8 protein-coding genes are annotated in these 14,483 nt (G+C 72.9%); 1 reads left to right on the top strand and 7 read right to left on the bottom strand.

Annotated features, from left to right (window positions below):
• Positions 1 to 28: 28 nt before the first annotated feature.
• Positions 29 to 1,084 (bottom strand): rod shape-determining protein, encoded by a 1,056-nt coding sequence (locus tag ACGWYJ_RS00470; RefSeq protein ID WP_395103435.1) that lies wholly within the window; start codon positions 1,082 to 1,084, stop codon positions 29 to 31.
• A 233-nt stretch (positions 1,085 to 1,317) separates the two neighbouring features.
• Here ACGWYJ_RS00470 and ACGWYJ_RS00465 point away from each other — a divergent pair, with 233 nt between their 5' ends.
• Positions 1,318 to 2,190: an immunity 49 family protein gene (locus tag ACGWYJ_RS00465; RefSeq protein ID WP_395103434.1), complete on the top strand. Its 873-nt coding sequence runs from the start codon at positions 1,318 to 1,320 to the stop codon at positions 2,188 to 2,190.
• Positions 2,191 to 2,210: 20 nt separating this feature from the next.
• On the opposite strand, the gene ACGWYJ_RS00460 is transcribed toward ACGWYJ_RS00465, so the two are convergent.
• The 6 genes from ACGWYJ_RS00460 to ACGWYJ_RS00435 all read right to left on the bottom strand — a co-directional run bounded on the left by ACGWYJ_RS00460 (position 2,211) and on the right by ACGWYJ_RS00435 (position 14,478).
• Positions 2,211 to 3,386 carry a hypothetical protein gene (locus ACGWYJ_RS00460; RefSeq protein ID WP_395103433.1) on the bottom strand — a complete coding sequence of 392 codons (1,176 nt, stop codon included), beginning with the start codon at positions 3,384 to 3,386 and terminating at the stop codon, positions 2,211 to 2,213.
• 76 nt (positions 3,387 to 3,462) lie between these two features.
• On the bottom strand, positions 3,463 to 3,858 hold the full coding sequence (locus tag ACGWYJ_RS00455; RefSeq protein WP_395103432.1) for a hypothetical protein: 396 nt from the start codon (positions 3,856 to 3,858) through the stop codon (positions 3,463 to 3,465).
• Between the two features lie 14 nt (positions 3,859 to 3,872).
• A complete protein-coding gene (locus tag ACGWYJ_RS00450) occupies positions 3,873 to 4,298 on the bottom strand; it encodes a hypothetical protein (protein ID WP_395103431.1) in 426 nt (141 codons plus the stop codon).
• Positions 4,295 to 4,762: a hypothetical protein gene (locus ACGWYJ_RS00445; RefSeq protein ID WP_395103430.1), complete on the bottom strand. Its 468-nt coding sequence runs from the start codon at positions 4,760 to 4,762 to the stop codon at positions 4,295 to 4,297. Before ACGWYJ_RS00445 ends, ACGWYJ_RS00450 begins: the two co-directional genes overlap by 4 nt.
• The gene (locus tag ACGWYJ_RS00440) at positions 4,762 to 5,244 is read right to left on the bottom strand and encodes a DUF6301 family protein (RefSeq protein ID WP_395103429.1); all 483 of its coding nucleotides are present in this window, start codon (positions 5,242 to 5,244) and stop codon (positions 4,762 to 4,764) included. The genes ACGWYJ_RS00445 and ACGWYJ_RS00440 overlap by 1 nt, the downstream gene beginning before the upstream one ends.
• Before the next feature lie 6 nt (positions 5,245 to 5,250).
• Entirely contained in the window at positions 5,251 to 14,478 is a 9,228-nt protein-coding gene (locus ACGWYJ_RS00435) for an ADP-ribosyltransferase (protein WP_395103588.1), read from the bottom strand.
• Positions 14,479 to 14,483: the final 5 nt, after the last annotated feature.

Below are 14,483 nucleotides of genomic sequence, written 5' to 3'. Positions count from 1 at the left end.
AACGGTGAATGAGCCTTGGCGGCCGTCGCTAGCCCGCGGCGGCGGCCCAGAGGGAGGTGTGCTCGTCGTCCATGTCGCGGCAGCGTTGCAGGAAGCTCGCCGCGCCCGTCACGGCCGCGTTCAGCGTGTTCGGCGCCACCCGGACGGGCAGGCCGGTCTCCTTGGAGATCAGCTCGTCCAGTCCGGGCAGCGCGGCGCTTCCGCCGGTGAGCGTGATCCCCGAGGCGCAGATCGCCGCCGCGAGCTCGGGCGGCGCCACGGCGATCCCGGCGCGGACGGCCTCCACGATCGCGGCCAGCGGCGGGCCGATCGCCTCCCGCACGTCGGCGGAGGTCAGCACCGCCGTGCAGGGCAGCTCGCTGTACTTGTCCTTGCCGTGGACGAGGGCGACCCCGTCCCGTCCCGGCATCGCGGCGCCGATCCGCAGCTTGACCGACTCGGCCGTGGAGGGCGCCAGGACCAGCCCGTACTCCCAGCGGGCCTGCGCCATGATCGCCTCGTCCAGGGTGATGCCGCCGACCAGGGCGGTCCTGGAACCGAGCAGCTCGGTCCCGATGATCACGCCGACATCGGTGACCTGTGCCCCGATGTCGGCGACGACCACGACGTCCTCCGGGTTCTTCGGCAGCCCGACACCGGCCGCCGCCGCGAGCGGGGTCGCGACGATCGTGAGGCCCCGCGCGCCCGCCCCGTACGCGGCCGCCCGCACCGCGCCCAACTGCACCTGCGTGATCCCGCTCGGGACGGTCACCGCCATGCGCGGCTTGGCCATGTACGCCTTGTAGTGCCAGCGGTGACAGGAGCGCATCAGCGAGCGCAGCAGGCTCTCGGTGTCGGCGGCCTCGGCCGGCACCCCGTTGCGGATCGGGCGGATCAGCTTCACGCCCCGCTCACCGGCCAGGTCGAGCGCCGCCGTCCCGGCCGCCAGCAGCCGCCCGTTCGAGGCGGAGCGTGCGATGGCGGACGGTTCGCTGGCCACCACGCCGCGTCCGTTCACGTGCATCCTGACCGTGGCGCTGCCGAGGTCCACGGCGGTGGCACGGCACGGGAAGTCCCCCAGCCGCGCACGCCCCTGGTGAGCCATGCCTCCTGCCCCCTGGTTCTCGTGGCCGATCCGCTTGACGCTCCTCCCATGTCCTCACCCCGCCGGGTTTGCCCTAACACCAGCGAGGAATCCCGGTATGGCAAATGGCGGGCCGTGTCCGCCGTGCCTGGGCCTCCGTCCCGATCATGGGGAGTGGCCGGTTCCCGCGGGTCTCGGTACGGTGGCCCGGAGGGCCGGCGAGCCTGAGGATCCAGCCCCCGGAGGGAGACGGCGTGCGCGTCGTAGAGCGACACGAACTCGATCTTGCGTTCGCGAAGGAGCAGGTCGGGCGGTTCCACAAGCGCGCGATGGAAAGCGACATCCCCCGGCTCACCCGCACCCCGGCACGCCTGCGCGACCTGCTCACCCACGCGCAGGGCGAGCTCGGGTACCGGTGCGCGGCCGACCCCGGCGCGTACGAGGCGCATACCTGGGAGGCCGCCACGCTGGCCATGCAGGCCGGGGCCGCCATCTTCCAGGTCGCGCGGAGCACCGAGGGCACCGTCGAGTGCAAGATCTACACCGAGCTGGTGGCGATCCCGGCGACCGGGCCGACGCACTGGTCGAACGAGGCCAACTGGCTCAAAGCCCTGTTCCTCACGATGATCTGCCGGGAGCGCGAGCGCACCGACATGCTCTGCGCCGTCCCCGAGGACCTGCTGCGGGCCTCGGACGCCGGCGGGGTCCCGCTCCCCTACCTGGAGCACTGGGGCCGCGCCCTGCGCACGTGGTGGCGGCAAGAGCCCGAGCACTACGACCACCTGATCGAGGCCGTGCGGCAGGCCGACCCGGACGCGCCCGGCCTCGACCGCGACGGCGGCGAGCACATCGCGCTGCTGGCGTTGCCGCGGATGAAGATGTTCAAGGCGATCGTCGAGAACGACGAGGCCGCCTTCAACGGCGCCCTGTTCGAGGCGCTCGAACTCCACCGCGCCTACTGGACGCGGGACAGCGAACGCGCCGCCAACTCCACGTCCTACATCGCCCTCGAACCCCTCGCGCTGGCATGCCTGGCCAGGGAGCTGGGGTTCACCATCGACGTCCAGTCGGCCTACATCCCCGAGGCGCTGCTCGACGGCCGCTGGGTGGGTGAGTTCCCCACCTGACCGCTCCGGTCCTGGGAGCCTCAGGAAGCGGGCGGGGGCGGCCCCACGAGAAGGCCCTGCCATTCGAGGGTGCGTATCGCGGCCTCATGCGCCGCCGGGCCGACCTCGGGCAACCGGAACCCCTGGGAACGGACGTGCTGGACCAGGCCAGGGTCGGGCGCGACGCCATGGACGCGGAGGTGGTAGGGGACCCCTCCCAGCCAAACCCACGTGCCGTCGGTATGGAAGGTGTTCGGAACCCTTGCGGGACGTCCCCGGTCGTAGCCGTCCGCAAGGGGCGCGCCGCCGTCCCACACCACGGGCGCCTGCTCCAGATAGGCGATCAGGGCGTCCCGCTCGTGTTCCGGGACGGGCGGACGCTGCACCACCGCCACATCATCGGGCGCGGGATTGAACGCGATGGGCAGGGACTGCTCATAGCGAGAGGCGAGCCGCCCCAGCTCGTGGAGGCTCGCGGCGGTCTGCTCTTGCGCGTCCTGCGGAACGGCGCCCGCGCCCTCCGCCGACACCGCCCGGCAACGCGCCAGCGCCTCGATCGCGGGCACACCCTGCTCGTACAGCTCGCGCAGGCGAAGGACCCACGGTCCACCGGCGTTCACCCCCGCGACGCCCGCGTCCTTGCGTGCCATATAGGACGCGGCGTTCTCCGTAGGGGAGGCCCACAGGTAGCCGAGCAGGACCGACCCCCGCATGACCGGCAGATACCGGACCGGCCCCTGCGCCTCGGGCGTGTAGCTGGGCGGCAGGTCAAAGGTCAGCGGGCCCCAGCCCTTGGACCTGTCCGCCGGAGTGCCGTCCGGGTACTCCCCGTCCTGGATCAGCGGGCCGGGCGTCGGCGGGCGCCCAGGGTCGGCCAGCGCCTCCACCTGTTGCAGCGAACCGGCCGTCTCCTCGCGCACACCGGCCGGGACGCCGCCGCCCCGCGGATCCTCGGGCGCCCCGACCCAGCGGCGGATCGCCTCCCGCGCGGGCAGCCCCTCCGCGTAGGCCCGCTGGAGCCGCTCCTCCCAGATGAAGAGCGCGTACCAGCCCTCCTGGAAGAACTCCCTGCGCCGCAGGAAACCCGCGGCCCTGTCGGTCACCGACGCCCACAGGAAGCCGATATGGCGCCCCGCCAGCATCACCGGCAGGTAGACCACCGGCTTGCGGGTGAACGGCTCGTAGGTCTCCGGCGGCGGCTCCCTGTACGCGGGCACCCCCGACGGAGCCCCGGACGGAGGGAACCCGCCCGGCGGCGGCGACGGTACCTGGGGAGGTTGGCTCACAACGGCCTCACCGGGACGAACTCGTGATGGCGGTGACGGCGTCCTTGCGCGCGTCCTCGCTGACCTCGGGCAGCCGGAAACCGGCCGCCCTGATGTGGGCGACCAGGTCGGGCTCCGGAGGGACGCCGTGCGCCTGGAGGTAGTAGCCCACGGCGCCCGGCCAGATCCACGTCCCGTCCGTGTGGTACGTCAGCGGCACGCTGGACGGCCGCCGCGGGTCCATGAGATCGGGGTCGAGGCTCCGCGCGGCCAGGACGATCGGCGCCTGCCGCAGGTACCGCACGACCGCCTCGCGCTCCTCGTCGGGCACCGCCGGGCGCTGGACGACGGGCGTGCCGTCCGGAGCCTGCGAGTCGAACGGCCTGGCCATGCGCAGCCCGCTCCCGGCCGGCGGCTGGGTCATCGCGCTCCCCTCCATCACCTTTCGTGCCCGTTCGCGCCCGGGAGATATCCGCGGCCCCGGGCGCGCAGTTCGGCCTCGAAGAGCCCGTGCGTCCGCTCGCGGAGGGTGCGGACCAGGGCGGCCTCCTCGGCCGTCAGGTCGCGCCCCTCGGCCCTGGCGGTGTCCTCCAGGCCGTTGATGGTCTCATACAGGGCGTGGACGGGGCCCTCGCCCTTGACGTGGCGGGCGCGGTACTCCTCCACCCTCTGGACGAACTCGTCCCGCGTCAACGTCTCGATGTCCGCCTGCGTTCCGTAACGGATCTTCCGGACATAGGACATGTCGCGGAGGAACTCCCCGGTCTGCGGGGAGACCGCGAGGCAGTCCAGCCCGCCTCCGGGCGGCCCGACGAAGACGACCGGCCGCCCTTCGTAGACGTAGTACTGCGGGAGGTCGCTCATGTCTTCGTCTCTTCAGCCGGGGTCTCTTCGTTCGAGGCGGGCGCGAGACCCAGACGGGGAAGTTCGAGGTCGTCCCCGGTGCGCTCGTTCCACGCCTGGTAGGTCCAGCCCTCGGGACCGGTGATGCCGTAACCGTCCCGGAGGGCCGTCGCGACGCTGTCGGCGAGGTCGCGGTACTGCCGGGACGACGCAGGCCAGGAAAGCGTCCGCCACCAGTTCTCATGGCCGGGGGGCAGAGGTTCGTTCCACCCGGCCCGAGCGATCGCCCGTTCCCCTTCCGGCGTGGCACGAGCCGGCTCGGGAAGCCAGGAATTGACGACGACGTAGGCGACGAGCTCGTCGTCTCCCTGGTAGAACTGCGCGTACCGGCCGCGCTCGTCGGGCTCGGACACCACCAGGAGCGCACCGGCCGGCAGCCCGGCGAGCTCCTCGGCCAGGCCGCCGGCGAACTCCTCCCACGTCATCACAGCTCCTGGTCCACGTCCCGGTCGTATTCGTCGATGTACTCGTTGGTGGACAGCGCGATATCGACGATCACCGAGTACTTGAGCACCGAGACGGTCGAGCGCTCACCACGCCACCGCACCTCGGGCGTCTCCCCCGGGAGCCGCTGCGTCGGCGGGCCGAGCGCGGCCGACACCGCCTCGACCGACTCGGCGAAGACGTCCTGGAGCCAGGCGCGCTCCTCGGCCGACTCCCGATCGATGTCCGAGCACACCGCCGCCCGGACGTGCACCGCCCGGCCCTCCTCGAATTCGACGTTCCCGGTGGCGATTCCGAATCTCGTTCCCAGCCGGGCCCCCATTTCGCGAAGGGACTCGACCTTCCAGTCGAAGGCCGCGGCGATCGCGGGGACATCGGCCGGATCACGCGGCCACTCGAGAGCGCGCAACCGCCGGGCCATATCCGCGAGTTCCCGATCGGACAGCCTCCGGAAGTCACTCATGGACCGTCATCCTACTACCGGCCTCAGACCGGCGATCCGGCGCGGCACGAAGGAGGCGTCGTCCCTCGTAAGGTCGAATCGCGACCACTTCACATTACCGGCCTCATCGGAATGGACGGTGTAGTACTCGACCTGAAGCGTCCCGTTGTCGAGCGCCTTCTGGAGCGCCTCCCGCAAGTCCGGACGCTCGCGCAGCGCGGCCTTCAGGTCCGGATCGCGCTCCAGCACCCAGGCGAGGTACTCGGGGGTGCCCTGCTCCGCCTTCTTACCGCCTTCGACCAGCCGTCCGCCCAGGCCGGAGCCGACGCCCTTGGCCTCCACCACGGTGAGGCGCGGAGGATCGCCGGTGAGGGCGGCGGTCACGTCCAGGGTCCCGGGGACCCCCGGCTCGTCGTCCACCAGCGGGGTGAGCCGGACGCCCCCGGCGGCGTTGGTGGCGAAGTCGATGGCCGCGACCATTCCGAGCCGCTCGCTGAGGCTCACCAGTTCCTTGTTCTTGGCGGTGTGCTGGCGGGCGAGATCGGAAAGCCGGTCCAAGTCGTCGATCAAGGCGGCCCGGTGCCGCGGGTCCAGCGCGGTGTTATTGCGCACCGCCCGCGCCGCGGATTCGAGCGTGTCGCGCAGTTTCTTCTGACCCAGATCGTGGATTCGCTCGATTCCGTAGAGATTGCCGCCGTCCTCTTTCTTCGGGAATCCCGCTATTCCGGGCAGCGCGTCGATCTGAGCTCGCAGGAAATCCTTTTCGGCCTGGACCTTCGCGCGCTGCGCGGCCAGCTCGTCGAGCTTTCGCCTGGCCTCGTCGCTCGGAGTGTGGTCATGGGGCCCGTCGGCCACCACGGCCTCGAAGTCGTAGGGACGCTCGCGGAACTTGTCCTTGACGAACCGCCCGGTCTTCTCGTCCTGCAACTGCTGGGTCAGCTCGTTCCGGAAGGTGCCCGGATCGTCCCCGTCGAAGTGCAGCCTGCCGTCCGGGGTGCGGTACGTCGTCTCCGGGTCGCCCTCCCTGTGCAGCCTGCCGTCCGGCCCGGTGATCAGCGGCGGAGGATCGTCCTGGGACGGCGCTCCCCTCGCGGCGAGATCGGTACGCGGCCCGGCGTCCTGGCCGTCCGGCGGATCCGAGGGGTAGCCGTCGTGGCCGGCGGGCGTGGTGGTGCCGTTGGGGTGATGGGCCGTCCAGGAGCCGTTCGGAGGCCAGGTGGGCCGCGGGCCGCCGTCCGGACCCCGCTCGGCGGACGACGCGAAGACGTTGCCGTCGCTGTCGGACCAGGCCAGGCCGTGCGGGGCCAGGACGGGGACACCGAGCCTGCGGGACAGCTCGGCGGCGACATCGCCCTCGCCCGTCCGGCACGACAGCAGCATGACCTCGCGGCCGTTCCAGTTCGGGTCGTTGCGAATGAGCGCCGCCACGTCGTCCACGCTCAGCCTGCGCCCGCCCACGCGCACGCCGTCCGGGTCGCCGTGCGCGTCGACGACGAACCGCCGCGGATCCGCGGGGACGCGACGGGCCAGGTCGCGCATGCCGTCCTCGTCCGGGCCGTAGAAGGCGCGCCCTGCCGGGGTGGACTCGCTGTCACGGAAGACGTCCCGCAGATGCGCCGGCAGGTCGGCCGGGACGTGGGGGTCGGCGGGCGCCTCGGCGTGATGCGAGGGCTCGGCGGCGTGCTGGGGGCTCGGAGCGTCCTGGTACCAGCCGTACTGGGACGCCGCCGGGGGCCGCGCCGGACCGGCGGGCCCTCCGCTCAGGTCGGCGCCGGGACCGCCCTCGCGCGGGCCGGGCGGCGGGACGTCCTGAAGCGCCCGGCCGAGGGCGTCCTTGAAACGGCCGATGACCCGCTCGTTGATCGCCCGGTCGAGCGCGTCCTCCTCCGGGGTCAGCGGACGGTTCTGCTCCTCGGCCGCGTTCGGCAGGTCGCGGCGCACCTCGTACAGCGCGTGCTCGTAGGCGGCGACCTCGTCGATCGACTTCAGGTGCAGCCGGAGCTCACCGATGTGACCGTTCGGCATGCGGACGGTCAGCCGGACGTCCCGATAGCCGCTCGGGACGGGGCTCAGCATCCGGTCCTTGAACGAGACGATCTCGATGCCGTGCCGCGCCGCGACCGACCCGAGGCCGTCGAGCGCCCGGTACAGGTCCGCGACCGAATCGAACTGGATCTTGGCGCCCAGCAGGTCGTTCAGCCGGCTCGCGTCCCCGCCGTAGTCACCCATGATCTTGTCGAGGGCCCGCACGCGGTCCTTTTCGCCAGGACGCAGATGCGGTTCCCCGCCCAGCGCCGGATCGTGCACCAGCGCCCGCAACGCCGGGACCGACTCGCGCATCCGCTGGTACAGGTCGTCCAGGTAGGAGTTCAGGTACGGGTCGTTCCTGCCGTTGGCCGGATCCACCTGGGACGGGTCGAAGTCCGGCTGGGATGGGGCGACCCGCGGGTTGCGGTCCTCACCGGGACGCCGGCTCTCCTGCACCTCACGCGCCACCCGCTCGCTGATCTCGCGCTGCGTGTCGGTGAGAGGGGTGGGCTCCGCCTTCGGCCCCGTCCCCTCCAGGATGGCCTCGGGACCGCGCCGCTCCACGTCCGCGACCGCCTGCTCCAGGACCCCGACCGCCTCGGGATGGCGGAGCAGGTTGTTGAGCGTCTCGGGACGGGACAGCAGCGACTCCCGCAGCGACGTTTCCAGCGCGTTCGACCCGTCCCCGGCGACGATGCGCGCCAGCTCCGGGTGATGGGGAAGGACCTGCTGGAGCCGGCGGCCAAGGTCGCCCCCGAGAGGCTCGCCCGCCCGCTCCAGCATCCGCTGGACGTGCGGGTCGTCCATGACGCGCCGCACCGTGTCGTCCGGCCGGCGCGCGGCGTCCGAAGACGGTTCGGCGCCATGGTGCACGTCGCCCTCGCCCGGCGACGAGGCCAGCTCACCTCCGCGCGCCGCCACGGTCCCCGGAGGCGGACCCGGCGGGATCGCGGTGGCCCGGATGTCGTAGACGGGCCTGCCCCGCTCGTCCACCCCCCGGTACTCCACGCTCGTGATCTCGTACCGGGTGCCGCGCGGCAGGATCAGCTCGCGCTGGTCCGGATAGGCGCTGTCGTGCCCCATCCAGACACCGCGCGACCCGGGCGGCAGGTCGATGTGCATGTGGTAGCTGAACGGGTCGCCGTCCACGGTCGCCGGATCCCGCCCGAGCGAGGTGGACATGTACGCGGGCTCGGTCTGCGTCGACCCCACCAGCAACGCCGGGTCACGGCTCCCCAGCGGCGTCCCGTCCGCGAGCCGCATGAACGACACGTCGTGCAGCCCGCGCTCCACCTGGATCGGCTCGGGAAGCGGCTGGTTCAGGGCCTGGTCGAGTTCGGCGATCCGCTGGTTGAACGCGTCCACCGTGGGCGGCCCGCCCAGGTACTGGGCCAGGAACTCGCGCTGCTGCGAGGACTGCACCAGGTCGGCGATCCGGTGCTCGGGGTTGGGGAACGACAGGATGTGTTGCAGCAACGCCCGCTGCTGGGGCGACAAGTCGGGGTTGGACCACAGGCGATGCAGGTCCGCCGTCCGCGGCACGTAGCCGCCGTTCATGCGGGCCAGCTCCCACACCGCCCGATGCTCGTTTTCGATCCGGTTCAGATAGCCGGGCAGGTCCGCCCCGGGACGCAGGAACGGGTTCGGCATCGACTGCACCGTGTACCAGTGCAGCGCCTGCTGAAGCTGGGGCGGCAGCCCGTCGAACACATGCCCCAGATGGTTCTCGCCGTACGCGTCGCCCTCGGCATCGCTGTCGAAGCGCCGCACCCCGTCCGGACCCACCTGCCCGGGCGCCGGGTCGGCAGGCGGAGGATCGGCCGCGGTCCACCCGCTCGACGACACCTGCCCGTTCTCGTCCACCCGGACCGGCCCCGTCGGGCTGACCACGCGAACCCCGAGCTCCTGCGCGAGCCGCCGCCCGTACTCCCCGCCCCCCACGTTGTCCGCGAGCAGCATGACCTCGCGGCCGTTCCAGTTCGGGTCGTTCCGAATGAGCCGCGCCGCCTCTTCGGGCCGCAACCTGCGCCCACCCGGCGCCAGCCCATCCCTGTCCCCAGGCCCGTCCAGCACGAACCGCCGGGGATCCGCCGCAACCCTCCGAGCCCGCTCACGCAACGCCGGATCATCATGCAGCGACCGCCCGGCCGGAGTCTCCCCACCCCGAGTGTCAGCCCCCACCCCGGGCTCACCAGGCGCCCGGACCTCCCCACCCGAACTGGAATCCCCAGCCAACCGAGAATCAACAACCGCCCCAGAACCCGCCACCCGCGGATCAGCCGGCGTACCCGTCGACGAACGGGAATCGCCGGGCGCGCGCTGCCCCGGGTCCGAAGCCACACGCGGGTCAGCCACATTCCGCGAGTCCGCAGACGCACGCGACCCCACGTCAGCCCGCGGATCAGCACCAACACCCGAAGGCGCCGCCGCCCGCGAATCAGCGGGCGCTCCAGAAGTCGCCGCACGCGCATCACCAGGCGCGCGCTGCCCCGGGTCCGTAGCCGCACGCGGGTCCATGGGCGTACGCGGGCCCGCGTCGGCTCGCGGATCAGCGTCAGTGCCCGAAGGTGTTGTCGCCCGTGGATCAGCGGGCGTGCGGGAGTCGGTGCGCTGGCCAGCGGCGCCACCAGCCGGAGCCTCACTTACACGCCCACCAGCGGGGGCCGCCGCACCCATCGGTCCGGGTGAGCCAGCGGGCACGCGTGGATCGCTAGGCGTGCGTTGGCCAACGGTATTTTCTGGGCCCGGAGGCGTTGTCGCCCGTGGATCAGTGGGTGTGCGGGAGTCGGTGTGCTGAGCAGCGGCGGGGCTCTCGCCTGCGCGCCCGGCAGTGGGGCCCGTTGGGGTAGGCGTGTGAGAAGACGCACGTGGATCGCCGGGCGTGGGTTGCCCGGCGGTGCTTACTGGGCCCGAAGCCGCACGTGGGTCGGCGCCAGTGCTCGAAGGTGCCGGCGTCCAGACGCCGGAGTCCGACCTCGCGTTGGATGCGGCGCCCGAACTCGCCGCGGCTCGGCCATCGCCGGTTCCGGGACTGGGCGTACGTGGGTCGGTGGGCGTGCGTTGTCCAGCGATGCCGCTCTCGCCTGTACGGCCGCTAGGCGCTGCACTCGCCGGTGTGGGTGAACCGGTGGGGGTGTCCGGGTCCGGTTGTTGGCCGGGGCCTCGGGAGGCGGCTGGGGTCCTTGCGGTGTCGGGCGGGGTGGTGACGGGGTGGCCTGGGGCGTGGCCCGCCGTGCCGGACGAGGTGGTGTCGCCGTTGGGGTGGTGAGTGGTCCAGCCGCCGTTCGGGGGGAGGTCGGGCAGGGTGCGTCCGTCCGGGCCGGTGGTGCCCGAGGAGGCGTAGACGTTGCCGTCGGCGTCGGACCAGGCGAGGCCGTGCGGGGCGGTCACGGGGACGCCCAGGCGTGCGGCCAGTTGTTCGGCGAAGGCGCCGCCCGCCGTGTCGCACGACAGCAGCATGACCTCGCGGCCGTTCCAGTTCGGGTCGTTGCGGATCAGGTCCGCGACGTCGTCGACGCTGAGCCTGCGGCCGTCGACGATCACGCCGTCGGCGTCGCCGTGGGCGTCCACAACGAACCGGTCGGGGTCGGGAGGGACGCGCTGGGCGAGGTCGCGCATAGGAGCGTCGTCCGCGCCGTAGAAGGACCGCCCGGCGGGCGTGGCCTCGCTGTTGCGGTAGACATCCCCCAGGTGGGACGGCAGTCCCTCGGGTGCTCCGGTGTCCTGCTGATCCGCCGTGCCGGGGTCGTCGGTGGATTCGGCCGACTCGCGGTGCCGCGGGCCGTCGCCGTCCTGGGGCGGGGCGTCGCCGCCGTCGGTGGTGCTCCCGCTCAGGTCGAACTGGCGGCGCTCGTATCCCGCGTAGTACGGGTTGCCGTCGTCGTCGATGCCCACCTTGGCGCGGGCGTAGTGGTATTCGAGCTGTTTGTCGTCCAAGGCGTCGCGCAGCGCGTAGGCGAGGTCGGCGTCGGCCCCACCACGCTGCTCCATCGCGTCCAGCAGGCTGTCGACATAGGCCGGGTGGCCCTGCTGGTAGGAGAACCCGCCCTCGCCGATGCGGGAGCCGAGCTGGGCGGACGGTCCCTTGGCCTCGATGACGTAGTGCCGTACCTCACCCGTCTCGGGGTCGGTGACCCGGTACACCTGGTCGAACTCGCCGCTGCGCGCGGTGCGGGCGGGCTCGCCGTCGGCGTCCGGACGCGGAAACAACTGCTCGACCTGGACCTCCCGGTCCCCGTACCGGTCGCGGAGCAGGTCGGCGAACGCGTCCCTGGCGGCGTTCTCCCCGAGGTCCTCGCCCAGGCCGGTCTGCTCCTCGAACGCCTGGCGCCGTTCCTCGAAGTTCTCGGGCGAGGAGTCGTTCTTGTAGTTCTCGGCGGCCTCCCTGGCCCGTTCGATGGCCTCCGAACGCTGGTCGATAAGGCCCTGCAGTTCCGCTCGCCGCTCGGGGGTGGCGGACTGCGAGACGGGCCGCGGCTCCACGTACTCGGCGCGGACGACGGGCCTGTCCGGGAGCGGGTCCCAGCCGCCGCGTTCGGCGTTCCAGGCCAGCGGCGGGTGGACGTGCCCGTCCGCGTCGGGGGTGGTGGTGCGGCGGATGGCCTGGCCCTCGCGCAGGTAATAGTTGCTCCAGTCGAGGGTCTCCCGCTTGAGCCGGCGCGTCTCGGGGGAGTCCTTGACCGAGTCTCCGGGGGTCCGCTGCGGGTCCTGCGTTCCCGCGTCGTCGTCCCCGCGTGAGCGTGGCGCGGGGTCCCCGTCCTGCGGGGGTGTCCTTCCGTCCCCTTCGGAGCCATGCGGTGGGGCGGAGTCACCCGCGAGCGACGACGACGGCGAATCCGTACGTGGCGGCGTGCCACCGGTTGGCGCAGGCTGTTCGGTCGGTGTGCGCGCCGGGTCGGGCCTGGCGCCGGGCGCGGCGCCGTCCGGGCGCTGCGTCCCCGCGGGGGTGGACGGTTGCTCGCTCCGCGGAGGTGGCGTCGTGCTCGCCGGGTCCGGCCTGGCGCCCGGTGTGGCGCCAGCGGGTGGTGGCGTCCCGGCCGGTGATGGACGGGTGGCAGGATCCGCGGTTCGCGGGGGTGGCACCGTGCTCGCCGGGTCCGGCCTGGCGGCTGGTGTATGACCGTCGGGTGGTGGCGCTGTGGCTGGTGATGGGCGGGTGGCCGGGTCTCCTGGGCGGGGACGGGTGCCGCCATCGGCGGGAGTGGTGTCGGTTCGCCCGGGGCGCGTGCTCGACGGCTGCGATTCGGGACGGGTCAGCGGGTCCCTTGTCGGCGGGCGGGTGTCGGTGGACGCAGGCCGGTTCGGTCCCGGGTCGGCGGACGGGGATGGCGAGGGGCGGGATCCTGGTGAGCCGCCGCCCGATGGGGATCCTCCGCCACCGGCCATCCCGGGGGCGCCGCCCATGGGGACGGCGCCGGGTGAGGCCGCGGGGCCGGGTGTCGCGCCGCCCGCCGGGGCGCCCGCCGCCGCGGGCGCGGGCGCGCCCCCGGCCGTGGACGGGCTCCCGGACGCGCCCGCATCGCTGGGCATGGACGAAAGTGACGCACCCGGGATCGTCCCGGGAGCGGGTCCGCCGCCACCGCCGGTGTCACCGGCCAGCAGGCTCGCGACGCGGTTACCGCCGCCGCCGGACGTGCCGCCGTCCGATGAGCCACCGCCCGGCGAACCTCCGTCGCCGTGGACCCGCGTCGGCTGCGGCGATCCACCCGGTGACGAACCGCCACTGTCCGTGCCTCCGGTGGACGGGGCACCGCTGGACGGCGCCGGCGAGCCGTGGCTGCTGGAGGTGTCGGTCGAGGGGCCACTGGGCGGCGAGGACGAACCGGACGGGTCCGTGCTGCCGCCGGGGCTTGAGTAGGTGGACGGCCCGCTTGAGGAGTCCGAGCCTCCGGGCGGTGGGCCTGAGGGCGATCCGCCAGGCGATGGGCCGTCGCCCGTGCTCGGCCCGGGACCATGGGTCGAGCCGGAGCCGGGGTTCGATCCGCCGTCGCCACCGCTCGGGCCGGAGCCCCCGCCATCGCCGGAGCCCGTGCCTGGGGTAGGGCCTGGAGCGGGGCCGGAGCCCGCGTGGGTGCCGCCGTCTCCGCTGGAGCCCGTTCCGGGGCTCGGGCCGCCTTCGCCGCCGTTTCCTCGGCCGGAGCCACCCGGGTCCGAACTCGGACCGGAACCTCCCGGGTCCGAACCCGGACCGGAGCCTCCCGGGTCCGAACCCGGACCGGAGCCTCCCGGGTCCGATCCTGGGCCGGAGCCGCCGGGGTCCGATCCGCCCGCGGGGTTCGCGCCGCCGCCGTCGTCGGAGCCTCCCAGGTTCACGCCGCCGCCCGCGTTCCCCGAGCCGAACTCGCCGAGACCGCCTCGCGCACCGCCGATGGCGCCGCCGGCCGCGCCGGAGGTGGCGCCCTTGGCGATGTCGTCCCACGTGAGGCTTTCGCCGTGGATGGCGGCGGAGGCCACGGTGCCCGCGACGCCGCTGATGGCCTCGGAGGCACCCTCCCGCACGGCGCCCTTGAACATGCTGCCGAGCGCGGTGTCCGCGGCGCCGTCGACGCCGGGGATCTTGCCCAGGCCGCCGGCGACGCCACCGGAGATCGCGCCGCCGATGGCGCCGTCCACGGTGGACCGGAGCGTCTGGCCCCAGTTGATCCCGTCCCGGTTGCCCTGCGCCACCTGGACGCCCTGGATCAGCAGGTCCAGACCGCCGCCCTCCAGCGCGCCCATGACCGCGCCGTGGATGATGACGTTACGGGCCAGCCAGGACAGCAGCCGCTGGAAGATCGTCCGGGAGGCGATCTGCGCGCCCGCCTCCACCGCCGGGATCGCGGCCGTGGACGCGCCGAACGTCGCGAAGGCCGAATAGATCAGCATGATGATCTCGATCGCCGTGATGATCAGCAGGGCGATGAACATGTACTTCGCGTACTCGATGTCCGTCGCGCCGTCGTTCATCACCTTGGCGAGCTGATCGCACGCGTCGGCCAGTTTGGTCAGCCGTTGCGGATCGGTGCTGACCCAGGTGTCCCAGTGCGCCCTGAACTGTTCGGCGGCGTAGCCGTCCAGCGCGCTGGTGACGTCGAACGCCACGCTGCCCAGGTCGTCGATCAGGTTGCGGACCTCGCCGCCGGCGGTCGTCCAGCCTTCGGCGACCCGCCGCATGGCGGTCTCGTCCCCCTCCGGCCAGTCGGCGCCCACGATCCAGGACAGCCATTTGACCGAGTCGGGGATCTCCATCCCCA

This window comes from Actinomadura sp. SCN-SB (genome assembly GCF_043906805.1).
Lineage (GTDB): Bacteria > Actinomycetota > Actinomycetes > Streptosporangiales > Streptosporangiaceae > Spirillospora.
This window is presented reverse-complemented; position numbering and strand designations above follow the sequence as displayed.

What these genes read in the sequence shown, in the direction of transcription:
- ACGWYJ_RS00450 (WP_395103431.1), bottom strand. Translation starts at nt 4,298, where the DNA reads ATGAGCGACCTCCCGCAGTACTACGTCTACGAAGGGCGGCCGGTCGTC.
- ACGWYJ_RS00455 (WP_395103432.1), bottom strand. Translation starts at nt 3,858, where the DNA reads ATGACCCAGCCGCCGGCCGGGAGCGGGCTGCGCATGGCCAGGCCGTTC.
- ACGWYJ_RS00445 (WP_395103430.1), bottom strand. Translation starts at nt 4,762, where the DNA reads ATGACGTGGGAGGAGTTCGCCGGCGGCCTGGCCGAGGAGCTCGCCGGG.
- ACGWYJ_RS00440 (WP_395103429.1), bottom strand. Translation starts at nt 5,244, where the DNA reads ATGAGTGACTTCCGGAGGCTGTCCGATCGGGAACTCGCGGATATGGCC.
- ACGWYJ_RS00435 (WP_395103588.1), bottom strand. Translation starts at nt 14,478, where the DNA reads ATGGAGATCCCCGACTCGGTCAAATGGCTGTCCTGGATCGTGGGCGCC.
- ACGWYJ_RS00470 (WP_395103435.1), bottom strand. Translation starts at nt 1,084, where the DNA reads ATGGCTCACCAGGGGCGTGCGCGGCTGGGGGACTTCCCGTGCCGTGCC.